Genomic DNA, 23315 nt, shown 5'->3' with positions numbered 1-23315 from the left:
AAGTAAATGTTTTATTTTTAAAATTTATTTGTTTTTTTCATCTTTTTTTCCTGACATAAACCTATAAAAAGTTGTTAATAATACTTCTTTTTTTTTTAAAATCTTAAGAAGTTGTGAATTTCAATAATTTTCCATTAACAAACAATGCAAAATTAAAAAAATTGAATATGTTGAAAATATAAATAAGATTTATTTCCTCAATTGTTAAATAAAAACTTTTATTTAATACTTATAATTTCCGTTGTATTTGGTATATCTTTTTGGATCGGATTTAATGTTAACTTACTTCCTGTTGAAGCAAGTATAAATGCGCCTATATATGATGAGCTTTTTAAAATTCTTTTTATCATTGGATTAATAATTTTCATAGGAATGACCATAGCCGTTATATATAGTTTATTTAAATACAGAAAAAGAAAAGATCAATATGGAGATGGGATAGCTTTAGAAGGTAATTTAACACTAGAGATTGTATGGACAATTATCCCATCTATTATTGTTTTAATAATAGGTTTATATAGCTACAACATTTACGATCGAATGGGAGGTATGAAAGAACTAAATCATAGCCATGAAATGATGACCTCCAACACAGAAAAGATATGGGCTGGAATCAGCCAGGCATCAAATAATGAGGTTGCTAGCAATAATTTATCTGTTGAAGTTTCAGCTATGCAATTTGCCTTTTTATTTAATTATCCGAAAGGGGAATTTATTTCTGGGGAGCTTCATGTTCCAGTTGATCGCAAAGTTTCTATGAAGATGGAATCAAAAGATGTAATTCATGCTTTTTGGGTGCCAGAATTCAGAATAAAACAAGATATTATTCCTGGCCAACCTACGATATTAAATTTCACTCCTACTAAAGTTGGGAAATATCCAATAATATGTGCGGAATTATGTGGCCCTTATCACGGGGGGATGAGGGCTTCAATAATAGTTGAAGAAGAATCTGACTACAAAGATTGGTTTAACAAAAACACAAAAACTGAGGTTAGCTTATGACGATATCAATTGATCCACAGGATTCTAATCTCAAAAGTCTTCAACCTAAAGGATGGCTTAGATATTTTAGTTTTAGTCTCGATCATAAAGTAATTGGTATTCAATATCTTGTATGCGGGTTTCTTTTTTATTTAATTGGAGGAACTTTGGCGAGTGCAATAAGAATTGAATTAGCAAGTCCAATGTCGGACTTTATGCCTAGAGATGTATATAACCAAGTTTTAACATTACATGGAACAATAATGATTTTCTTGTGGATTGTTCCTGTAGTAAATGGTGCATTTGGGAACTATTTAATTCCTTTTTACGTTGGAGCTAGAGATATGGCATTCCCAAGATTGAATGCTGTAGCTTTTTGGCTGATACCTCCTTCCGGTTTAATGTTAGTAGCGAGTTATTTTGTTGAAGGGGCTGCACAGGCAGGATGGACGGCTTATCCACCTTTGAGTATAACCACCCCTCAATCAGGACAAATCATTTGGATAATGAGTGTTTTATTACTGGGAGGCAGCTCTATCTTTGGAGGGATAAATTTCATTGCAACAATTATCAAATTAAGGCGACCGGGATTAAAGCTGATGCAATTACCTATGTATTGTTGGGCGATGTTAGGCACAAGTTTATTAGTAGTTTTGTCAACTCCAGTTTTAGCTGGAACATTAATATTACTTAGCTTTGATATTGTTGCTCATACCGGTTTCTTTAACCCTGTTTTAGGCGGAAACGTAGTTGTTTACCAACATTTATTTTGGTTCTATTCTCATCCAGCTGTTTACATAATGGTTCTTCCTGCTTTCGGCCTAGTAAGTGAAATTCTTCCAGTGCATTCAAGAAAGCCACTTTTTGGATATACCACAATGGTTTTTTCAATAATGGGAATAGTTGTGCTTGGTCTAGTTGTGTGGGCTCATCATATGTTTACAAGTGGTACTCCTCCTTGGATGAGATTATTCTTTACTATTGCGACAGCATTTATAGCAGTTCCGACTGGAATTAAATTTTTTAATTGGGTTGCAACCTTATGGGGTGGGAAAATATCTATCAATAGTGCAATGTTATTCTCATGTGGATTTATTATAAATTTTGTATTTGGCGGTATTACAGGAGTTGCTCTTGCTCAAGTACCTTTTGATATTCACGTGCATGATACATATTTCGTTGTTGCTCACTTCCATTACATAGTTTATGGAGGGACTGTTTTTATTATCTTCTCATCTATTTATCATTGGTTCCCAAAGGTAACCGGCAAGTTAATGAGCGAAAAACTGGGGATACTACATTTTGCCATAACTTTTATTGGCTTTAATTTATGCTTCGCTCCTCAACATTGGCTTGGTCTTAATGGAATGCCTAGAAGAGTTGCGGAATACGATCCACAATTTCAATTTGTTAATCAGATTAGTAGCCTAGGAGCTCTCTTAATGGCTATAAGTACTATCCCATTCTTAGTAAATATATTCTTAAGTATTAAAAATGGGAAGGATTCTGGGGATAATCCTTGGAATGCTTTAACTCCTGAATGGTTAACATCCTCTCCCCCACCTGTTGAAAATTGGGAAGGCGAAGCACCTTTAGTTGAAGAACCTTATGGTTATGGCAAACCAATTTCTCAAGAAAATTAATCAAGAAAAAACATGACAACCCTAGACAGTTCAAAAGAAATTAAAAAAAATGATATTGAGGCGAGTGAACATCATGAAGACTTTAGGATGTTTGGATTAATAACTTTTTTGATAGCAGATGGGATGACTTTTGCTGGCTTCTTTGCTGCTTACCTCACATATAAAGCAGTTAATCCTTTACCAGATGGGGCTATTTATGAATTAGAACTTCCTATACCTACATTAAATACAATTTTATTGCTTGTAAGTAGCGCGACTTTTCATAAAGCAGGAAAAGCTCTTCTTAAAAATAAAAATTCTGATACTCAAAAATGGTTGCTAGTCACTGCTCTACTTGGGATTACTTTTTTAATATGTCAACTATTTGAATATTTTAATTTGCCGTTCGGACTAACGGATAATTTATTTGCAAGTACTTTTTATGCCTTAACAGGCTTTCATGGTTTACATGTAACTTTAGGGACATTAATGATATTAATTATTTCTTGGCAAACAAGACCAAAGGAAGGAAGAATTACTAATCAAAATATGTTCCCATTAGAAGCTGTTGAATTATATTGGCATTTCGTAGATGGAATTTGGGTTATTTTATTTATAATTTTGTATCTCTTATAATAAAGAATTTATTCTTCAAAAAATCTATTTTTTATTAACTTGTATTGCCACAATTCTCATTATTGGTAAGAATATATAATAAGAAAAAGCTCATATAATGCTTGTAGGAAAAGAACTTCTAGAAAAATCTAAATTACTCAGCAATAAATCTGAGGATGAAATAGCAAGAGGCTGCGGCTATGTAGGTCCTAGTGGAAGAGTCTTAAGAAAAAGTTTTTATAGAGCACTTATTGAAGCTAAGGGGTACAAGTTAAGTAATAGTGCCGCTGGTAGGGCTGGGAACAGATCTTCAAGGGGGAGGCGAGCAGAGTTCAAAACAAAAGTTCATGGCAACGGTAACTTATTGATAGGTCATGCCTATACAAAAAAATTAGGATTAGAGCCAGGTCAAGAATATAAAATTGATCTAAAAAAAGATTCTAAAATAATCTCCCTTACTCCATTAAATTAAGAATATTATTTATTCCAGCCATTCTCTTTAAGCCAATTTGAGGAGATTTCTTGCGGAAAGTTTTCTGAATCTATATTCTTATTAAATTTAAGTAGTTTTTCAACGTACTTTATTAATGCATCTCCTTCAAGATTTACACTATCGCCAATTGTTAAATTTTTGAGATTAGTGTTTTCCCATGTATGTGGAATAATTGCAATCGTAAAAATTTCTCCTTCATTTTCAGATTTTGCAATTGTAAGGCTAATGCCGTTGACACATATGCTTCCCTTATCTACGATATATTTTGAAAATTTTTTATTTTGCCACTTAATTGATAAAAGCCAAGATTTTTCAAGTTTTTCTATATTTTCGACTTTTCCCAAACCATCAATATGCCCACTAACTATATGGCCCCCAAGACGATCCGAGATACGGAGAGCCGGCTCTAAATTAACTATTTGGTTAATATTAGATTTTTCTCCTAAAGTAGTCTTTTTTAAAGTTTCTTCACTTACCTCTACTTTAAATTGATTATTTGAAATCTCTTTTACTGTTAAACAAATTCCATCAACGGCAATACTATCACCTATTTGCGTATCAAAAGGCTGATCTAGAATTTCAATAATTAAGAAGTTTTTTTCTTTTTTAAGTTTTCCTATTGCCTGGACTATTCCTGTAAACATAACTTTAAATAAAGATTATTTGAAAAACTATTATTAACTTTGATTTACTTTAAAACATTTTCTACTATAAATAAATTAAAAAGTTATTAAGTAGGTCTTAATCATATAAAGATGATAATTCATTCTAAGAAAAGATCATTTGGGAAAGCGTGCCATGTAAGTTTATTTACTTTAGGCACAATGAGAGCCACAGAAAATATTGATAAAATGAATTACCTTATAAAAAGTGCTCATGATGCGGGCATTAATCATTTAGAAACTGCTGCTGCTTACGGTAATGCTGAAAAACTGATCGGGGATTCATTAAAGGAATTAGAAACTTCCGAAAATATTTTTAGGAAAGAATGGATAATTACTACCAAAGTATTACCTAAAGGAGATTTTAATTATTTAAAAGAGAATTTCGAAAACTCACTCAAAAATTTAAAGCTAGAGAAAATAAATAATCTTGCAATCCATGGAATAAACTTAAAGGAGCATTTAGATTGGGTTCTAAATGGAGAGGGTGGAAAGTTTTTAAAATGGGTAATTAAAAAGGGCCTGGTTGATCAAGTTGGGTTCAGTTCACATGGCAGTTATAAACTGATTGAGAATGCAATTAACTGTGAAGTATTTAGTTTTTGCAATCTTCATTTACATTTTTTAGATCAATCAAAAATAAGCCTTGCCCAACTAGCTTTAAAAAAGCAAATGGGTGTATTGGCAATATCACCTGCTGATAAGGGTGGAAGATTATATGCTCCAAGCGAAACCTTATTAAAAGCATCTGCACCATACCATCCTTTGGAACTAGCTTATAGATTTTTACTATCGAAAGGAATCACGACTCTATCTTTAGGAGCTACAAAATTTGAAGATTTTAATATTGCAAAAAAGCTTATAAACTCAACTCAAAAACTAACATCTTCTGAAATTAGAGCATTAGAAAATATCGAAAATTTTGCAAACGAGGAGTTAAAGTCTTCAAAATGTGAGCAATGCAGATCTTGCCTACCATGTCCAAGCGAAATTCCTATTCCAGAGATACTTCGTTTGAGAAATATATCTATTGGGTATGGCCAATTAGAATTTGCTAAAGAAAGATATAATTTAATAGGGCGGGCAGGCCACTGGTGGGAAGAAAAAGATGCTTCTTTTTGCTTAGATTGCAATGAATGCATTCCAAAATGTCCTAGTAAATTAAATATTCCAGCTTTATTAAAAGAAACTCACAACTTATTAATCGAAAAGCCTAAAAAAAGATTATGGGGTTCATGATTGGTTCCACAAATTTTCTAGATTTACCTTCTCTTCATAATTTAGAGATGAAAAAGACCAACTATTTTCCCAACAATTTTCAGATGGACCATAATTACTATTTTCAGTTTTGATATTGTATTTATCCTGAGAATATTCATTTTTAAAAGGTAAATACCATCCTTGATTAGCTAACTCATCGATAGTACTCCTTTTTTCTAAAGACTTAATCCAATCAAATAACACTATGTTATTAATTTTTGATTTAGTAAGAAGAAAATTCCACATTAAAGGAACACCCTTATTTGGGAAAACCATCGAAAGTCTTGAATCAACTCTCAGATATTTTTCGCATAGTGAAAAGGGGATAATCGCAACAGAAGCGTCAGAATTAATTAACCAATTAATTGAATTTTTATCATCAAATAACATTGCTTGTTCTTTAAGTTTGCTAAGTGAATTTTTTACATTAATTCTTTTTGAAATTGAAATTAATATTCTCGGACTTTGTGGGAATATAATTTTTCCTTTCAACTTTTCATCGAGAAGAAAATCCCAATTATTACTAGCTTCATAAATTAGATCTTTATTATTTTTTATAATTACTGCATATGGAACTACACCTATCGGAAATAATTTATTACGCTGATATTCTTTAAAACTTTTTAAATAATCTCTCGATCTATTATCTAATAGATCATTTAAAAATAAATTATTTATGTTTTGAAAATTTGCAAAATTAATACTCTTTAGCCATCCATCGTTAATCAAAATAAAGTCTGATTTAGAAAATTTTATTTTATTTTTTTCTAATTTAAGCTTACTAAAATTAATATTTTCTTTCTGCCAAATCGCAGGGAACGTATCCCTGAAAGATTTTGGATAAGTCGAACTTTGAAAACCAATTTTGATTTTTTTTAAAGAATTACTACATGAATTCAGAAAGAAAAGGAGAGATAGTTTTCCAAAATTAAGGAACTGCCTTCTTGTAGGATGTTTTTTAGGCATTTAACAATCCTTATTTATGGAGATTTGACCTAAATCCTTCATTCTTTCAAGATTAACTTGACAGCTTGAAACTATTTCTTCATTACTAAAACCCTTAAGAAAAGCAAGAATTGACATCCCACCAGCACCAACCCCCTCTTTTACATAACCTATTTCATAATCACTCAATTCTTTAAATTTAGATGATTTGAAATTCAAAGGACTTGCTAATCCTAATAAGTTTACATTGTGTTTTTCAGTTATTAAGTCTAATAAATCACCCAATGAATTATCTTTAACCAACCATCCTGTAGTGGCTATAAAAACTAAATCAATGAATTCCTGTTTTTCTGTAGAGTCAATAAATTCCAACGCAAGTAAAATTACAGCTAACATTTGGCTACCTCCAGATAATACAACAGATTGCTTAGCTAATCTTGCTCCAATCAATAGTCCCAGAGAGAAAGCTTGAAATGGATCTCCCACTGAAGAAATAACATCTAAAGAATCAAAATTATTTTTTAGATTTGCTTTTAAAAGACCAGCTTTAATTACTTTTGTTTTTAAGGCCCTAGGAGCATTAATTAAACTACTTCCTATTAAATTATTTACATTTAAGCCAAAAGCTTCCATTACTGCCTGAGCAGTTGTAGTTCCTCCTGGTACAGATTCTGAAATGAATATAGGTTGTTTCGTGGATTTTCCAATTTCTAATCCTTTTTTGTAAAGACTCAAAACTCTCTCTTTATTCATAGATTTTCCCGTAGTCAAGCATTTAGCTGGACCTGCTAAATAATTTTCTACAGTTAAATGACTAAAGTAAGGTTTTTCTTTTATTCCTATAGGAACAACTATTTGACTTGCGCATATAAGTTTCTTACATACATAGCTTATTAATGCAGGAGTTACTCCAGAATTTAAAAAGGGTAACTTATATTTATGATCTTTATAGGCACCAAAAAGAAGGAACTCAGCATCTGCCAAGGCAGTTCTCCTTCTGGCTTTTGAATCAATTCCTGCTGCCGATATACCTTGAATTTGAGATGTTTCTGTTCCTGCAATCACAAGATAGAAAATAAAATTATTAATTTCTTTTTGAAGAGCATCTACTTTTTCAAAAAATAGTTTTTGATTTCCTTTACTTCCAAATAACTTTATTCCTAAATACGATTTCTGCATTATTTAACTTTATATCAAAGACCTAAATCAACAAATCCATTAATTATTTTTGGAGGATCAGGAATATTTGAATTTAATCTAGGGAAAAGAGAATATGCGAGTATATGTATGGTTAAAACATAGACCATTTCTTGAAAAATGATTAATAATATTGCAACTAATTGAATAATTCTGATCGAAGGTGATAAAGGCAAATTAAATAGTTCAATAAATTTATCTATAAGACCATAACTTGCCCTTGTAATTATTATCCAAAGATTATCCCCAACTAAGGTTGATAAGGCGAATACCCTTATAAAAAAACCGAGTGTCCCAAGAATAAAACCTCCACACCAACTAAGCCACCAATTTTTTTTCATAAACCAAGACCAGCCTAGCCAAAAAGCTAATATCCCATATGGGAATAAAAATAAAGTTCCTCTAATTGGACCCATAAGTATCAATAACAAAAGAAATTGTATTATGAGACCTTCAAATGCAGTTTTAGTTCCTCTCCTCAAATGCAACAAGATTATAGGAAGAGGTAATATTAATCTCAACAATGCACCTCCAATAGGTAAGTAATATAAAGCGATCCAAAGTAATGAAGAGAGAGAGGCTAAATATGCTGGTTCAATTATGTTAAGTGCCTCATTTTTTTGTGAAAGTTTCATTTGAAATTTTTTGTATAAATATTTAATTACTTTTTATAGTTTTATTTTTTGTATCAAAATAACGTTCAATCTTTTCTATTTCAAAATTTACATCAGAATTTCTTAAAATGGCCCTTAAATCTTCAGTGGGATCTTTTGGATCTACATCTTTTAAAATAAAAATAATTTTGTATGATTTAGGCTGAAATATTATTTTTTTAGGAGATATATTTTTATCAGAAATTTTTTTGTTATTTTTTGATTTCTTCTCAGACATTTTTAAAACCTTATTCTTTAAATTATTTTTGACATCTTCTTTTATTTTTGTCTCTTCAATATTTTTGTTTTTTTCCACAATCCCCCCAGATTTAATAACAATCTTATTCTTTAAATTATTTTTGACATCTTCTTTTATTTTTGTCTCTTCAATATTTTTGTTTTTTTCCACAATCCCCCCAGATTTAATAACAATCTTATTCTTTAAATTATTTTTGACATCTTCTTTTATTTTTGTCTCTTCAATATTTTTAAAACTAGACTCAAAAAAATTTCCAATTCTTCCTCCAGAACAAGATTGTAATAAAATTAAGATAATAAAAATAAATAATTTATTTTTTATAAAACCCATATTTATTTTTTACTTTTTTTATTCTTTAAGGTCTTTTTACTAATTACTTTATTTTTTTTGAAAACAGAGCTATTTTTATCTTTCATTTTCTCTTCTAATAAAACCAAAGCATTATCAAGTGTAAATTTTTCTAAATCAGTATCTTTAGGTAAAGAAACGTTTGTTTTTCCACACTTTATATATAGTCCATATCTTCCATTTAAAATCTGAATTTTATCTTTTAACTCTTTAGGTTTTCCGAAATCCTTTATTACTTCTTGTCCTCCTCTACCTAATTTTGGCATCGCGAGGATTTCTAATGCGCGCTTAAGATCAACCTTAAAAACATCATCTTCTTTTTTTAAAGATCTATTTTCAGACTCATCTTCATTTTTTATCCATTTAATATATGGACCAAATCTTCCCCTATCTGCCTCAACAATTCCACCTTCTGGATGTTCTCCTAACAATTTTGGTAAGCTTAATAGTTCTAGTGCTTCCAATAAAGTTAAGTCATCAGTTTTTAACTCTTTTGGTAAAGAGGCTCTTCTTGGCTTCGCTTTGTCTTCTTCAGTATTTCCTAATTGAACGTAAGGTCCATAAGGGCCGAATCTTAAAAATACTTGCTCTCCAGTTTTTGGATCAGTTCCTAGATCTGAGGGGCCACTAAGAATTTGATCAACTTTCTTTTTATCTAAATCTCCAGGAGTAATATCCATAGGGAGATTACCTTTTGCCTGTATTTCATTTCCTGATTCATCTATTTTTACCCCTTCAAGCCATGGGCCATTAGAACCAATTCTGACTACGCAAGGTAAGTCATCAAAATCAACTTGTCTGTATGCTTTTCCATCAATATCACCCTCAGTTTTCTGAACTTTTACCTCAAGACCATTTTTACCTTTATAAAAAGTTTCTAAATATGGAAGCCACTCAAGATTACCTGAAGAAATTTCGTCCAATGAAGATTCCATTTTTGCCGTAAATGTAGTATCAACAAGATCAGGAAAGTGTTCCTCTAATAATGCCGTAACAGCAAAAGCTGTGAATGTAGGCGACAAGGAATTTGAAGAAATATTTGCATAGCCCCTATCTACAATTGTTCCAATAATACTTGCATAAGTAGAAGGTCTTCCTATTCCCTCTTTTTCTAAAACTTTGACTAATGCAGCCTCAGTATATCTAGCTGGTGATTTGGTTTCATGATAAGTAGCCTCTTTGCTATCAACTTCTAGAACAGACCCTTGAGTTAAATCAGGAAGAATGACTTCTTGCTGTTCTAGTGATGCGCTTGGATCATCACTACCTTCTACATAAGCTCTAAAAAAACCTGCAAAATCAATACTTTTTCCGCTTGACTTAAATAATCCTTCCCCAACTTCTATTTCAGCATTAATCATTGTTAATTTTGCTTCCGCCATTTGACTGGCAACAGTTCTTTTCCAAATTAATTCATATAAAGAGAGATCTCTTCCTGACAAGTCTGTATCATTTGGAGTTTTAAATACTTCTCCAGCCGGCCTGATAGCTTCATGTGCTTCTTGAGCATTCCTAGCATTTGAATTAAATTGACGAGCTGAGCTTGATAAATATTCTTTCCCATATTTTGAATTTACACATTCTCTCGCCGCTCTAATCGCTTGTTCAGAAAGATGTACTGAATCAGTTCTCATATATGTAATAAAACCTTTCTCATATAAGCCTTGAGCGCATCTCATTGTTTCTCTTGCAGATAGTCGAAGTTTTCGATTAGCTTCCTGTTGCAAAGTACTAGTAGTAAAAGGTGGAACAGGCTTCCTAATTGTTGGTTTTTTTTCTACTCTTAAGACTTTCCACTTTTCCTTAGATAAAGTTTTGAGAAGACTCTTTGCTCTGTCTTCGTTCAAGATTAAAGATTTATTACCTTTTTTTAAGTTACCTGTCTTTTCATCAAAATCAGAACCGTTAGAGATTTTCTGGGCATTTAGACTAAATAACTTAGATTCAAAAGAAATATTATCTTTAAGCAAAGTGGCTTTTAATCCCCAGTAAGAGGCTTTTTTAAACGCTCTCCTTTCTCTTTCCTTGTTAACAAGCAATCTTACTGAAACAGACTGAACACGGCCAGCAGATAGTCTGGGAGCTACTTTTTTCCAAAGTAATGGAGAAAGTTCATACCCAAAAAGCCTATCAAGAATTCTTCTAGTTTCTTGAGCTTGAACTAATTCCATATCAATTTCTCTGGTCTCATCTAATGCCTTATTAATTGCCTTTTTAGTGATTTCATGAAAAACCATTCGCTTAGTTGGGATTTTCGGTTTAAGAATTTGCATTAAGTGCCAACTTATACTTTCTCCTTCCCTATCTTCATCAGTTGCCAATAGCAATTGAGTAGCATCTTTTAAAGCATTTTTTAAATCTTTAACGACCTTCTTCTTTTCCTTTGGGACGATATAAAGTGGTTCAAAATCTTCTGTAGTGTTTACACCTATTCTTGACCATTTCTCTTTTTTAACTGATGCAGGAATTTCAGCTGCTCCTTTGGGAAGATCTCTTACATGTCCCATGGAAGCAAGAACTTCATAATTAGGGGGCAAAAACCTTCTTATAGTTTTTGCCTTTGTGGGACTTTCAACAATAACAAGTGTGTGATCCAAGGTCTATTTCGATAAAATTAGTGTTTTTTTAATCAATTAGGGCATATTATGATTAATTGAAACTTCTTCAAGCAATATTGCTCGAGATTTTCAAAACTCATACCCACAAATTATAATCAAGTAAGTTTAACTCTTACATCCTTACAATCAAACATTCAATTTAATTAAGTGCCCAACGAAATCTTTACAATTAATTTAAATGCTCAAGCAATTATTCCAGAAGCTTTCATTTTGCTTGGTATTGTTGGAACTCTTCTTGTCGATCTTGCTGGCGAAAAAACTGCCTCAAGGTGGGCACCAGTAATTTGTTACATTTCATTAGGCAGTTCTCTTATAAGTCTCGCTTTACAGTGGAGTAACCCTGTAAACAGTGCATTCCTTGGCTCTTTTAATTCAGATAATTTAGCTATTGCCTTTAGATCAATCATTGCACTATCAACTCTGATTTCTTTACTAATTAGTTGGCGTTATACAGAACAGAGTGGGAGTCCAATTGGTGAATTCGCTGCAATAGTCTTATCGGCAACTTTAGGAGCCATGCTTTTGTGTGGATCTACTGACCTTGTTAGTGTATTTATATCTTTAGAGACTTTATCAGTAGCTAGTTATTGTCTTTCTGGTTATCTCAAGAGAGATCCTAGGAGTTCAGAGGCCGCTTTAAAATATCTACTTGTTGGATCAGCTGCTGCTGCTGTTTATTTATATGGATCCTCATTCCTTTATGGTCTTAGTGGTTCCACAAACTTATCAACAATTGGAGTAGAGATAATAAATAAACCATCATTTATTACATCCTTATCTCTAGTATTTGTCTTATCAACTGTTGCTTTCAAGATTGCTGCAGTTCCTTTTCATCAGTGGACACCTGATGTTTATGAAGGATCCCCCACACCTGTAGTAGCTTTTTTATCTGTTGGATCTAAGACTGCGGGATTTGCTTTTGCAATAAGAATTTTAAGCACTACTTTTTCCTCCTTCGATGAACAATGGAAACTATTATTTACAATTTTAGCAATCTTGAGTATGGCCCTAGGAAATATTGTGGCATTGGCCCAAACCTCAATGAAAAGAATGTTGGCTTACAGTTCAATTGGTCAAGCGGGATTTGTAATGATTGGCATAGTATCTGGAACACAAGATGGACTTTCATCAGCTGTTTTATATTTAGCTGCATATTTGTTTATGAATCTAGGGGCTTTTTCATGTGTAATACTTTTTTCACTCCGAACTGGATCAGATAGAATTACAGATTATTCAGGCCTTTATCAAAAAGATCCTTTAATTACTTTGGGTCTAAGCCTATGTCTTCTTTCTCTTGGTGGGCTTCCGCCTATGTTAGGTTTTTTCGGGAAAATATATTTGTTTTTTGCAGGTTGGGCTAACCATCAATACCTTTTGGTAGTAGTCGGATTAATAACTTCAGTAATTTCAATTTATTACTACATCTCGGTTATAAAAATGATGGTAGTTAAAGAACCACAAGAAGCTTCTGAAATAGTTAAATCTTATCCTGAGATCAACTGGAATATCATTGGATTACCTCCACTTAGAATTGCATTATATACTTGCATAGCTGTTACAGCTTTAGGAGGAATACTTTCTAACCCTCTTTTCAAATTAGCTAATTCAGCAGTATCAGAAACTCCTTTTTTACAGAATATATTAGCGATAACAAATAATGTTCTTTAAAGGAGTATTAATAAATGACTAAAAAAGTTGCGACCTTAGAAAAAGTATCAAAAATGTATGGCAAAGATGAACTTATCGTAAAAGCCTTAGATAATGTGAATTTAGAAATTTATAAAGGGGACTATTTGGCTGTTATGGGCGCAAGTGGTTCAGGTAAGAGTACCGCAATGAACATTATTGGCTGTCTAGACAGACCATCTCAAGGTGTTTATAAATTAAATGGAACTCCTGTTGAAAATTTATCTGATGATGAATTAGCTGAGTTAAGAAACCAAAAATTAGGATTCGTTTTCCAACAATTCCACCTTCTCTCAGACGCTACAGCACTAGAAAATGTTCTTTTACCGATGATTTATGCAGGGGTAGATCCTATAGAAAGAGAAAAACGAGCAAAAAATGCATTAGACAAAGTTGGACTTTCTGAAAGAGTAAATAATCGTCCTAATCAATTATCAGGAGGGCAACAACAACGTGTAGCTATTGCGAGAGCAATTATCAATAATCCTGCAATTTTATTAGCCGATGAACCCACTGGCGCTTTAGATTCAAAGACGACAGAAGATGTATTAGACCTTTTTGATAAACTTCATGAATCAGGTATAACTATAGTTTTAGTTACTCACGAAGATGAAGTTGCAAGTCGGGCAAAAAAAATAGCAAGATTTAAAGATGGAAAATTAATTGAATTAAAAATTAAATAAATTTAAAACCTCGTTAATATTTTTTCTTGGATTCCGTTATAAATTCTCAAATTGCCATTATTGTCTACTTCTTTTATTGCCCAATCTTTTGAGTTATAACCTCTAGGTAAATGTTTTTTTGTAAGATATCTATTTGCATTTTTAATAATATATTCTTTTTTATCATTACATTCGACTGACTCATGAATAGTTTTAAGTATTTTTGCAGTCCAATAATATTCGCATATATTTTTGGTATTAAGTATTTCAGATAAAGCAATGCCCTCTAATGGAGTTTTATTTAAAAAATTCATGCCGATACCTATCCTTAAATAGATAATTTCTTTCCCTCTTGTTATCACTCTGGGTAAAAATCCAATTAATTTTTTTGAATTAAAAAAAATATCATTTGGCCATTTTAAATCGACTTTTATAGATTCCTTATTCAACATTTCACATAACTTAATTGCGAATGAAAGACTAAATATCTCACTTGAAAATTTTGAGGTAAAAATTGGATAAGCCGCACTTAGCCATATTCCTCCTTTAGGAGAAATCCATCGTCTTGAATTCTGACCTGTTCCTAAAAATTGTTCTTTAGCTACTATTGCTCTTGGTTTATATCTTTTGATTGGAGAATCTTGGAGCCAATTTGTTAGTTCGTATTCAGTACTTTTACATTTTAATTTGTATTGAAGTTTCCAATTAGGATAAACTCCTTGGATTTTTTTGTAGTAATATGTGGTCTTAGCTACTGATCCTAAAACTTTCACAAATCCTTAATATAAAAAACAGGCAATCTTGACAAGATTAAATTATCTTAACTCCTATAACTCTAATTATATCAATTGAATAAAAGATATTTACCAATATTGAATAAAAGATATCCATCATCAATGCGAAATTGTATTGATAATTTCAAAAAATCATGGAAAGACTTAGATAAACTATCCAAACTAAATGAGAATTGGGAAAAGTTAACTGGTCTGGAATTATCTAAAGCATGTAAGCCCTTAAAAATTGAACACAAGACTCTTATTATTGCTGTAAATAATCCACAATGGAGGCAGGCACTAATTTATAACAAACATAGATTAAAGGAGAGTATTAGCGGATTTGGAATAAATTTAAATGAAATAAAGATAATTCAAAATTATGAAGTCAAAAGCTTAGATAAAAAAGAGATCAATGCAAAAACAGTCTGGGAAAATCATCCGAGCAGAATAAAGAATAATAATATGGTTATTTGCAAAATATGCAATAGTCCTGCACCAGAAGGTGAGATATCAAGATGGGGGAAATGTACTTTTTGTTGGAGAAAAAATAATTAAGATGAATTTTATTTTTCTAATATTAATATTCCCATTTGATTGAAAAAAATAGTCCTATATTCAACTTTCTTAAACCCTACTCCTTTTGCAATTAGCATAAGTTCGTTTCCCTTTGGAAAATTTTTTATACTTTTTTCAATATAAGAATATTCTTTACTTAATCTAAAAATTTTTGAAATTGGGACCACAACAAATCTTAAATATATTTTTTGAAACAAATCAGCTATAGAATTAAATTTAGAATGATTAAAGTCAAGAAACCCAGCTCTACCCGTATCACTTAAAAGATTAAAGACTTTTTTTAGTCCTTCCTCTACATTGACTAAATTTCTTAAACCATAAGACATACAAATTCCATCATAATTTTTTAAATCTTCATCTATTTCTAAGATATCTTGCATCTCCCAAGAGATAAATTTATTTTCAATCAATTTCGACTTTTCCTTTGCAATATTTAAAATTTCTTTTGCACTATCTATTCCAGTAACACTTCCATTGGGCCTAACTTTTTTAAAAATTAAAAATGATAGATCCCCAGTTCCACAACATAAATCAGCCCAATTTTCCCCATTAATTGGTTTTAATAAATCAACTAATGTCTTTTTCCAATATTTGTGTAATCCCAGACTAAGCAAACTATTTAAAAAGTCATAACTACAAGAAATATTATTAAAAATACTTTTAACCTCATTAGTTTTTTTATATCGCATATTTAAATATTTTTAATTAATGATAAATTATTTTTTTTAATTAGGTCTTATTGGTAGTTTCTTTTCAATAAGAAAAGATTTTATTTCATCTATAGTAAGTTTTTTATCATGAAGTAAAGATGCTAAAAGTGCTGCAGAGGCTTTACCTTTGGTAAAAACATCATAAATATCTTCTACTGAGCCTGCACCCCCAGAAGCAATCACAGGAATATTAACTGCATTTGCAACTGTTTGAGTCAATAATAAGTCGTATCCATTTTGTGTCCCATCACCATCCATTGAAGTTAATAAAATTTCTCCAGCACCTAATTCCTCAACTTTTTTTGCCCAACTTATTACATCTAAACCAGTATTCTCTCGTCCACCCTTAACATAAACTTCCCATTCATTATATTTAGTAATTTTTTTTCTTGCATCAATAGCAATAACTATACATTGTGTTCCAAAATTCGTAGAGCTTTTGGAAATGATGTCTGGATTTTTTACTGCAGAAGAATTTAAACTTACTTTATCTGCTCCTGCTCTTAAAAGATCATTAATTGAGTTGATCGAATTTATGCCACCACCAACAGTAAATGGAATTTTAACTGATTTCGCTGTTCTAGAGACCAGATCAACTAATGTTTTTCTATTTTCCACACTAGCTCTTATATCTAAAAATACTAATTCATCCGCTCCTGCTTCTGAGTATTTACAAGCTAATTCGACAGGGTCACCAGAGTCTCTAAGGTTTACAAAATTAACACCTTTAACTACCCTTCCATTAGCTACATCTAAACAAGGAATTAAACGAAGAGCTACCATTTTAATAAAAATTGTCCAAAGGCTGTTAATCTTGAATAATAGCTTCCATTTTACCTTTTATGGCTGAAACAAAATTATTACCCAAAATTGGTAGTAAAGTTAAAATTAACATTAACATTAACAAAGTTAAAGATAGATTACCTGCAAAGCTAATTGATCAAATATCATCAAACCCAAGAGTTGTAACAACTGGATATAAAATGACCGATGGTAGAAGTATTGGTATTACTGTTAAATTACAAAATGGAGAGGAAAATTGGTTTTTCCCTGAAGAAATTGAGAAAGGTTAAATATTAAAAGTGAATGATCCAAAACAATTATTAGGAATTAAAGGGGCTTCAGAGACTTCGAGTATTTGGAAACTACGTATACAATTAATGAAGCCAATCACATGGATCCCCTTGATATGGGGGGTAATCTGTGGAGCTGCAGCAAGCGGGAATTTTCAGTGGACAATAAGTAATGTTTTAGCCTCACTAGCATGCATGCTCATGAGCGGACCACTTTTAGCAGGTTATACCCAAACTATTAATGATTTTTTTGATAGAGAAATTGACGCTATTAATGAACCTAATAGACCAATACCTTCTGGAAAGATTTCGATTAAGGAAGTAAAAATACAAATTTGGGTATTACTTATTGCTGGTTTAGTAGTCTCTTTTTTATTAGATTTATATGCAAAACATAGTTTCCCCTCTGTCTTTCTTCTGGCTTTAGGTGGGTCTTTAGTAAGTTATATCTATTCTGCTCCTCCTTTAAAATTGAAGCAAAATGGATGGCTAGGAAATTATGCTTTAGGAGCTTCATATATAGCTCTCCCATGGTGGGCGGGACAAGCCTTATTTGGGAAATTAACTATTGTTACAGCATTACTAACTCTTGCTTATAGTCTTTCTGGACTAGGAATAGCAGTTATAAATGATTTCAAAAGTGTTGAAGGGGATTCAAAACTAGGATTAAATTCGTTACCTGTAATATTTGGAATTAAAAATGCTAGTAGAATAAGTGCTGGTCTCATTGATATTTTTCAATTAGCAATGGTTATCGTATTAATTGTTATTGGACAACATTTAGCATCAGTAATTTTAGTTTTACTAGTAATTCCTCAAATTACATTTCAAGATATGTGGTTACTAAGGGACCCGTTAAAATTTGATGTCAAATACCAGGCAAGTGCTCAGCCATTTCTTATAACTGGAATGTTAGTAACCGCTTTAGCCATAGGACATAGTTTTTTAGTAGCTTAAAGTGAATGAAATAAAATATAAATATTTTATTTTTAGCTCATCGATATTTATTTTCTTTGTCATATTTTTCCCCATATTTAATTTAATTAGGATTACTTTAAATTTTGACCCACTTAAAATCAATACTTCAAAATCAATACCCTATTCTTATGAAATATTCTCTTCTGATAATAAAACATTAAGAAAATTAAGTCGAAAATTCGATGTTCTTGATAATGCAAATTCGATACCATTTTTTCTAAAGTATTCTTTTATCTCGGGTGAGGATAAAAGATTTTTTAACCATAATGGAATTGACTTAATAGGTTTATCAAGAGCGTTTATTAGTAATATTCAGAGCGGATACTTTAAAGAGGGTGGAAGCACTATTACTCAGCAAGTAGCAAGATTAATTTTCTTAAATAATGATTTAAGTTTTCAAAGAAAAATTAAAGAAATAATAATTTCCTTAGTTTTAGACTTGAAATTCAGTAAAAATCAAATTTTAAAATTATATTTAAATAATATTTACTTAGGATCAGGAGCTTATGGTATTAATGAAGCCTCCCAAGTTTATTTTGGAAAACTTATAACTGAATTATCATTATCTGAGGTTGCCTTAGTAGCTGGATTAGCACCTGCTCCCTCGATTTATTCGCCTTATGAAAATATCGATTTAGCTATTAAAAAAAGAAATAAAATTTTAAAAGATATGTATATTGATGGCTACATATCTTTGGACGAGAGAAATGAAGCCTTAAAGGAAAAAGTTAATTTAAATTATTCAATAAATAATAAAGATTCTAAAGATAATTTATTAGTAAATTTCATACTCAAGGAAACAAATAACAAAATCAAAAATCATAAAAAGTACAAATTTTTACGGATAAAATCGAGCATCAATAAAGATTGGCAGGAAATAGGACAAAAAATTTCTAGGTCTATAGGGTCTAATAATATTGAAACAGCATTGTTATCAATAGAATCCAATAGCGGTTTAATTCGAACAATGATAACTAGTAAGAATCCAACAATAAACGAATTTAATAGAGTTACCTCAGCCATAAGGCCTTTAGGTTCAACTTTTAAAATTATTCCATATACTGCAGCATTAAAAGAAGGTATAAAATTAAGAGATAAATTCGAAGATTTACCTAAGTGCTGGGAAGACTATTGTCCCAAAAATTTTTCTGAAATTTATCGAGGTAAGATATCTTTAATAGATTCTTTTAAAACCTCTTCAAATATAGTTCCTCTAAAAATTTCTAGTAATATAGGTCTTAAAAAAATTATAAACCAAGCTAATTTATTTGGCCTAGGGTATGAACAACCGCTTGAAGAATTTCTACCATTAGCTATCGGATCTTATGGAGATAGCCTCCTAAATATTACAAATGCCTATGCAACTCTGAATAGCAATGGGAATCTATATAAGACAAGCATTCTTGAAAAAATAGAATCAAATAATAATGAATTAATTTGGGAAAATAAATTTATTCATGAGAAGATATTAGATTCCGAAGTAAACAAAAGCCTAAATAATCTACTTGAAAAATCAGTTTCGGAAGGTACTTCGATAGCAGCCTCAATTAAAGGAGAAAGAGTATATGGCAAGACAGGAACTTCAGACGGGAACAGGGATCTTTGGTTTATTGGTTCAATTAATAATCTTACTACCGGAGTTTGGATAGGTTTTGATGAAAACAAAGAAACTAAGTTATCTAGCGGTAATGCAGCTTATTTTTGGAAAAAGTTCATAAGTAAAATATATGATTTAGAGATTTAATAATAAAATACTTAATTTTTTATTTATAAGAAATTTTTGCTGCATAAAATCCATCTCCTGGTTCATCAAATTTCGGTAAGATTTGTTTTTCACTATCTAATTTAATTTCCTTATTTTTTGTCAAAAATCTTTTAATTAGAAAATTATTTTCTTCAGGACATATTGTACAAGTTGAATAAACTAAAGTTCCATTTCTTTTTAAAAGAGGTAAAACGCTTTCTAATAATCTTTCCTGTAAAAGAATTAATTGATTTATTTTATCCTTACTTAAAGACCATCTTGAATCAGGATTTCTTGCTAAGGTTCCAATCCCTGAACATGGAGCATCAATTAAGATTTTATCAAAATAAGAGATAAGATTTGGTTGAATATCAACTAAATTAGTAGCATCAGCTTTCAAAGTTTTAACACTTTTTATATTTAATCTTTCCAAATTTGATTGAAGTATTTTCAATCTTTTTTCTGATCTATCAACAGCTAAGATTTCAGCATCGTCATTAGCTAACTGAGCTAAATGAGTTGTTTTACTTCCTGGGGCAGAGCAGGCATCAAGAATCTTTTCCCCTTTCATTGGATTTAAAAGAGGAGCGACCCATTGAGAAGATCTATCTTGGACTACCCACAGCCCATCGCTGTAGCCAGGGAGTTTTTTAATAGACCTTGGATTAGAATTTAAGGCGATCCCATTTTTTAATTGACTAATTGCGGTAGCATTAATATTACATTCAGCAAGTTCATTCAAAAATTTATTTAAATCAGTTTTAAGAGAATTAATTCGCAAATCAATTGAAGGTTTTTTATTAAATGCCTTGGCGATATTTTTAGCTTCTTTTATTCCTACCCAATTAACAATTTCTTTTACAAGCCATATTGGTAATGACTCAAGAGAAGACAATCTCTCTATTTCATCTGAGGATATTTTTGGGACATGTTCTTTTTCTATATGTCTAACGGTATTTCGTAATATTGCGTTTACAGTTCCAGCCAAACCTTTTAAATCAGTTTTCTTTGCAACTTCTACAGTTGAAGAAATAGCTGCAGAAAATGGAATTTTATCCATTTTTAATAATTGATATAAACCTATATGTAAAAGCCATCTTAGTTTTGGTGGTTGCTTAGTATGAGAAAGTTTTGATGTATGGTCTATCCAAAGATCAAGGAATTTTCTATACCTAATACATCCAAAAGATAATTCCGTTATGAATGCTATATCTAATGAATTGAACTCATAATTTTTTAATACCTTTTCTAGAGCATGATCTGAATAAATTCCTGAACTTACTTTTAATAGAATTTCCCAAGATGCTTTTCTTTGAAGGTACCCTTTAATCAATGTATAAAATCTTGTTTAGTAATATATGCTAAATATACTATTAATTATGAATATTGTTCTTAGCTATTAATTGAAGTATTAAACCAAATAAAACCAAGAACACTAACTAAGGTTAAATTGAATCCCAAAAATATATAGATGTTAAGAGAATGGACTTTTTCTCTTGAAAAAAATTTATTTTTTTTATTTTTTTTCATTTGTTATTAGAACAAAAAGTTAAAGAGGTTAAAAGTGAGTCCCCATTAATTTTTTCTAAATCAATAACCTCTCTGGCTGCGAAAGGAATTAATTTTTTTAGATCACTTAATTTAAAATACAAATTAGTTATCCAATCTAAATTTCAAAAAAGTAAACAAAAGAGTAAAATTTGCACCAAGTTAAATTTATATTAGATTAATATAAGATCTATATTACTATTAATCTAACACGTGTTTTTAATATTTATTAATATCATTAGATTCTCTTAAGTTTTAAAATTGACTATAAATTTAGTGTTTAATTTAATAAAGATTACTTATAAATTCCTCAGCTATTCTTAAATGACCATTTAGCTTTTCGTCACTCATTTTATCTAAATTTCTCGTTAACATAGCAAGCCTATATTGTTTTCTAAAATAAGTTTCATTATCTTTTATAAATTTCCAAAACAAACCATCCCAGATTGAACACCAAGGACCACTTTTATAATCAGACATTTTTTTCACATAATTTGAGCTAGAAATATAAGGTTTTGTTGAAAAGATCCCTCCATCGCTAAACTGACTCATTCCATAAACATTAGGGACCATTACCCAATCATAAGAATCTATAAACATTTCCATAAACCATTTATAAACATGATCAGGATGTATACGACATAAAAGCATAAAGTTACCTATTATCATAAGCCTCTCAATATGATGGCAATAACCGTATTTAATAATATTATTTATGACGATATCGACTGGATCGATTCCTGTGCTTCCCTTATAGAAACACTCAGGCATAGGCTTATTATCAAAATTCCAAAAATTAGTAGTACGCATTTGGGTACCATATTTTTCATAAACTAAGCAAATAAATTCTCTCCATCCAACTATTTGACGAATAAAACCTTCTAGAGAGTTAATAGGAACTTTATTTTTTTCACCATAAGTTAATGCCTTATCTATAACTTCTTTTGCAGTCAATAAACCGCTATTTAAAAGAGGAGAAAGTAAACTATGCCATAAAAAGACTTTTTCCTTACTAATTGCATCTTCATAATCGCCAAATAAAGAAAATCTATCTTCGAAAAAATCATGAAGCCAACTATCAGCTTCTTCGAAAGTAGTTGGATATATAAAATAATTACTTTCACCTATAAACTCAATCTGTAAATTAGAAATTATCTTTTCAGCATGAATTACAAACTGATTTTTTTGAAATTTTGGGATTTCAGGAATGTTTATATTCTTGGGTAATTTTTTTCTATTTAATTCATCAAAACTCCATTTACCTCCTTGAGGTGAGCCATCAGGATTCAATAATATATTTTGACTTCTTCTTTGATTCTCATAGAATCTACCCATTAAGGGTTTTTTGGAATTAGATTTAAAAGACTTTCGTAAGTCTTCATTAGTTACAAACATTGGGGATTGGAAAACTTGTAATTTAAGATTGTTGGCTTCAACAAATCTATTTATCCTCTTCATAATTAAAAAATCATGAGGATTTATAATATTTACCTTTTGATATTTTCCTTGCAAATATTTTGATAAATACTCTACGGTGGAAAGATTATTTTTATTCTCAATATAAATAACTTTAAATCCTGAATTTTGCAGATATTTTTTATATGCAAGCATTGAAGCTTTATGGAAAATTAATTTATTTTTGTGGTTAATTGACTTTTGAAATTTATCATTACCAAAAAATAATGAATCTTCAATAATCAAAATTTCACAACTTAACTTCAAGAGTGAGCTTTCTCTAAAAAGTTGATTTGGAAATATGATCGATATCTGATTCATACTAATGACTTCCTATTTCTACATCTATTAGAACAGTATTTAACTTCCTTCCAACAATCTTTCCATTTTTTGCGCCAATTAAATGGCCTGTTGCAAACGGGGCATATTTTGCTTGGTAGGATTTTCAAAA

At 30.7% G+C, this 23315-nt stretch carries 23 protein-coding genes; 11 read left to right on the top strand and 12 right to left on the bottom strand.

Going from position 1 to position 23315, the window contains the following annotated elements; translation table 11 throughout:
• The first annotated feature begins 201 nt into the window (after positions 1-201).
• The 4 genes from coxB to TX50_RS02385 all read left to right on the top strand — a co-directional run bounded on the left by coxB (position 202) and on the right by TX50_RS02385 (position 3693).
• Positions 202-1005, top strand: coding sequence for a cytochrome c oxidase subunit II (gene coxB / locus TX50_RS02400; protein WP_011132082.1), 804 nt, complete (start codon positions 202-204; stop codon positions 1003-1005).
• Complete coding sequence (gene ctaD / locus TX50_RS02395) at positions 1002-2627, top strand: cytochrome c oxidase subunit I (RefSeq protein WP_011132081.1); 1626 nt, start codon at positions 1002-1004, stop codon at positions 2625-2627. Before coxB ends, ctaD begins: the two co-directional genes overlap by 4 nt.
• A gap of 12 nt (positions 2628-2639) precedes the next feature.
• Positions 2640-3242, top strand: coding sequence for a cytochrome c oxidase subunit 3 (locus tag TX50_RS02390; protein ID WP_011132080.1), 603 nt, complete (start codon positions 2640-2642; stop codon positions 3240-3242).
• 97 nt (positions 3243-3339) lie between these two features.
• A complete protein-coding gene (locus TX50_RS02385) occupies positions 3340-3693 on the top strand; it encodes an AbrB family transcriptional regulator (protein ID WP_011132079.1) in 354 nt (117 codons plus the stop codon).
• A gap of 5 nt (positions 3694-3698) precedes the next feature.
• Here the strand turns inward: TX50_RS02385 and TX50_RS02380 are convergent, their stop codons facing one another.
• Positions 3699-4358: a riboflavin synthase gene (locus TX50_RS02380; protein WP_011132078.1), complete on the bottom strand. Its 660-nt coding sequence runs from the start codon at positions 4356-4358 to the stop codon at positions 3699-3701.
• 111 nt (positions 4359-4469) lie between these two features.
• Between TX50_RS02380 and TX50_RS02375 the strand changes: the two genes are divergently transcribed.
• A complete protein-coding gene (locus tag TX50_RS02375) occupies positions 4470-5615 on the top strand; it encodes an aldo/keto reductase (protein WP_011132077.1) in 1146 nt (381 codons plus the stop codon).
• Here TX50_RS02375 and TX50_RS02370 read toward each other — a convergent pair.
• From TX50_RS02370 to topA, 5 genes are read right to left on the bottom strand one after another with little or no spacing between them, the layout of a single operon-like run.
• Complete coding sequence (locus TX50_RS02370; protein WP_011132076.1) at positions 5610-6602, bottom strand: hypothetical protein; 993 nt, start codon at positions 6600-6602, stop codon at positions 5610-5612. The two genes, TX50_RS02375 and TX50_RS02370, sit on opposite strands and share 6 nt — an antisense overlap.
• Positions 6603-7760, bottom strand: a complete 1158-nt coding sequence (locus tag TX50_RS02365; protein WP_011132075.1) for a nicotinate-nucleotide--dimethylbenzimidazole phosphoribosyltransferase — start codon at positions 7758-7760, stop codon at positions 6603-6605.
• 14 nt (positions 7761-7774) lie between these two features.
• Positions 7775-8413, bottom strand: a complete 639-nt coding sequence (locus tag TX50_RS02360; RefSeq protein WP_011132074.1) for a DUF2232 domain-containing protein — start codon at positions 8411-8413, stop codon at positions 7775-7777.
• A gap of 22 nt (positions 8414-8435) precedes the next feature.
• Entirely contained in the window at positions 8436-9020 is a 585-nt protein-coding gene (locus tag TX50_RS02355; RefSeq protein ID WP_011132073.1) for a hypothetical protein, read from the bottom strand.
• A 2-nt stretch (positions 9021-9022) separates the two neighbouring features.
• Positions 9023-11635, bottom strand: a complete 2613-nt coding sequence (gene topA / locus TX50_RS02350; protein WP_011132072.1) for a type I DNA topoisomerase — start codon at positions 11633-11635, stop codon at positions 9023-9025.
• A gap of 168 nt (positions 11636-11803) precedes the next feature.
• On the opposite strand from topA, the gene TX50_RS02345 reads away from it, so the two are divergent.
• Positions 11804-13324 carry an NAD(P)H-quinone oxidoreductase subunit N gene (locus TX50_RS02345; RefSeq protein ID WP_011132071.1) on the top strand — a complete coding sequence of 507 codons (1521 nt, stop codon included), beginning with the start codon at positions 11804-11806 and terminating at the stop codon, positions 13322-13324.
• Positions 13325-13338: 14 nt separating this feature from the next.
• A complete protein-coding gene (locus tag TX50_RS02340; RefSeq protein ID WP_011132070.1) occupies positions 13339-14025 on the top strand; it encodes an ABC transporter ATP-binding protein in 687 nt (228 codons plus the stop codon).
• Positions 14026-14027: 2 nt separating this feature from the next.
• On the opposite strand, the gene TX50_RS02335 is transcribed toward TX50_RS02340, so the two are convergent.
• Positions 14028-14777 carry a biotin--[acetyl-CoA-carboxylase] ligase gene (locus TX50_RS02335; RefSeq protein ID WP_011132069.1) on the bottom strand — a complete coding sequence of 250 codons (750 nt, stop codon included), beginning with the start codon at positions 14775-14777 and terminating at the stop codon, positions 14028-14030.
• Between the two features lie 123 nt (positions 14778-14900).
• Between TX50_RS02335 and TX50_RS02330 the strand changes: the two genes are divergently transcribed.
• Entirely contained in the window at positions 14901-15335 is a 435-nt protein-coding gene (locus TX50_RS02330) for a DUF721 domain-containing protein (RefSeq protein ID WP_011132068.1), read from the top strand.
• A gap of 8 nt (positions 15336-15343) precedes the next feature.
• On the opposite strand, the gene ubiE is transcribed toward TX50_RS02330, so the two are convergent.
• Positions 15344-16045 (bottom strand): bifunctional demethylmenaquinone methyltransferase/2-methoxy-6-polyprenyl-1,4-benzoquinol methylase UbiE, encoded by a 702-nt coding sequence (ubiE, locus tag TX50_RS02325; RefSeq protein ID WP_011132067.1) that lies wholly within the window; start codon positions 16043-16045, stop codon positions 15344-15346.
• 36 nt (positions 16046-16081) lie between these two features.
• Entirely contained in the window at positions 16082-16849 is a 768-nt protein-coding gene (gene hisF, locus TX50_RS02320; protein ID WP_011132066.1) for an imidazole glycerol phosphate synthase subunit HisF, read from the bottom strand.
• A 59-nt stretch (positions 16850-16908) separates the two neighbouring features.
• On the opposite strand from hisF, the gene TX50_RS02315 reads away from it, so the two are divergent.
• Genes TX50_RS02315 through TX50_RS02305 form a run of 3 tightly spaced genes read left to right on the top strand, consistent with a single transcriptional unit; the run spans position 16909 to position 19861 of the window.
• Positions 16909-17139: a cytochrome b6f subunit PetP gene (locus tag TX50_RS02315; protein ID WP_011132065.1), complete on the top strand. Its 231-nt coding sequence runs from the start codon at positions 16909-16911 to the stop codon at positions 17137-17139.
• A 9-nt stretch (positions 17140-17148) separates the two neighbouring features.
• A complete protein-coding gene (gene chlG / locus TX50_RS02310; protein WP_011132064.1) occupies positions 17149-18096 on the top strand; it encodes a chlorophyll synthase ChlG in 948 nt (315 codons plus the stop codon).
• Position 18097: 1 nt separating this feature from the next.
• A complete protein-coding gene (locus TX50_RS02305) occupies positions 18098-19861 on the top strand; it encodes a transglycosylase domain-containing protein (RefSeq protein WP_011132063.1) in 1764 nt (587 codons plus the stop codon).
• Positions 19862-19880: 19 nt separating this feature from the next.
• Here the strand turns inward: TX50_RS02305 and TX50_RS02300 are convergent, their stop codons facing one another.
• The 3 genes from TX50_RS02300 to TX50_RS09255 all read right to left on the bottom strand — a co-directional run bounded on the left by TX50_RS02300 (position 19881) and on the right by TX50_RS09255 (position 23313).
• A complete protein-coding gene (locus TX50_RS02300; RefSeq protein ID WP_011132062.1) occupies positions 19881-21194 on the bottom strand; it encodes a 16S rRNA (cytosine(967)-C(5))-methyltransferase in 1314 nt (437 codons plus the stop codon).
• 500 nt (positions 21195-21694) lie between these two features.
• Positions 21695-23185 (bottom strand): cryptochrome/photolyase family protein, encoded by a 1491-nt coding sequence (locus TX50_RS02290; RefSeq protein WP_011132061.1) that lies wholly within the window; start codon positions 23183-23185, stop codon positions 21695-21697.
• Positions 23182-23313 carry a DUF2256 domain-containing protein gene (locus tag TX50_RS09255; protein ID WP_071812973.1) on the bottom strand — a complete coding sequence of 44 codons (132 nt, stop codon included), beginning with the start codon at positions 23311-23313 and terminating at the stop codon, positions 23182-23184. The genes TX50_RS02290 and TX50_RS09255 overlap by 4 nt, the downstream gene beginning before the upstream one ends.
• Positions 23314-23315: the final 2 nt, after the last annotated feature.

The organism is Prochlorococcus marinus subsp. pastoris str. CCMP1986 (assembly GCF_000011465.1).
Lineage (GTDB): Bacteria > Cyanobacteriota > Cyanobacteriia > PCC-6307 > Cyanobiaceae > Prochlorococcus_A > Prochlorococcus_A pastoris.
Note: the sequence above shows the minus strand (reverse complement) of the source record. Positions and strands in the feature narration are given on the sequence as shown.

Coding starts and splice junctions, on each gene's coding strand:
- hisF (WP_011132066.1), bottom strand. CDS start 16,849: ATGGTAGCTCTTCGTTTAATTCCTTGTTTAGATGTAGCTAATGGAAGG.
- TX50_RS02315 (WP_011132065.1), top strand. CDS start 16,909: ATGGCTGAAACAAAATTATTACCCAAAATTGGTAGTAAAGTTAAAATT.
- TX50_RS02385 (WP_011132079.1), top strand. CDS start 3,340: ATGCTTGTAGGAAAAGAACTTCTAGAAAAATCTAAATTACTCAGCAAT.
- TX50_RS02330 (WP_011132068.1), top strand. CDS start 14,901: ATGCGAAATTGTATTGATAATTTCAAAAAATCATGGAAAGACTTAGAT.
- TX50_RS02380 (WP_011132078.1), bottom strand. CDS start 4,358: ATGTTTACAGGAATAGTCCAGGCAATAGGAAAACTTAAAAAAGAAAAA.
- TX50_RS02360 (WP_011132074.1), bottom strand. CDS start 8,413: ATGAAACTTTCACAAAAAAATGAGGCACTTAACATAATTGAACCAGCA.
- TX50_RS02370 (WP_011132076.1), bottom strand. CDS start 6,602: ATGCCTAAAAAACATCCTACAAGAAGGCAGTTCCTTAATTTTGGAAAA.
- TX50_RS02290 (WP_011132061.1), bottom strand. CDS start 23,185: ATGAATCAGATATCGATCATATTTCCAAATCAACTTTTTAGAGAAAGC.
- ctaD (WP_011132081.1), top strand. CDS start 1,002: ATGACGATATCAATTGATCCACAGGATTCTAATCTCAAAAGTCTTCAA.
- ubiE (WP_011132067.1), bottom strand. CDS start 16,045: ATGCGATATAAAAAAACTAATGAGGTTAAAAGTATTTTTAATAATATT.
- TX50_RS02375 (WP_011132077.1), top strand. CDS start 4,470: ATGATAATTCATTCTAAGAAAAGATCATTTGGGAAAGCGTGCCATGTA.
- TX50_RS02355 (WP_011132073.1), bottom strand. CDS start 9,020: ATGGGTTTTATAAAAAATAAATTATTTATTTTTATTATCTTAATTTTA.
- TX50_RS02390 (WP_011132080.1), top strand. CDS start 2,640: ATGACAACCCTAGACAGTTCAAAAGAAATTAAAAAAAATGATATTGAG.
- TX50_RS02365 (WP_011132075.1), bottom strand. CDS start 7,760: ATGCAGAAATCGTATTTAGGAATAAAGTTATTTGGAAGTAAAGGAAAT.
- TX50_RS02340 (WP_011132070.1), top strand. CDS start 13,339: ATGACTAAAAAAGTTGCGACCTTAGAAAAAGTATCAAAAATGTATGGC.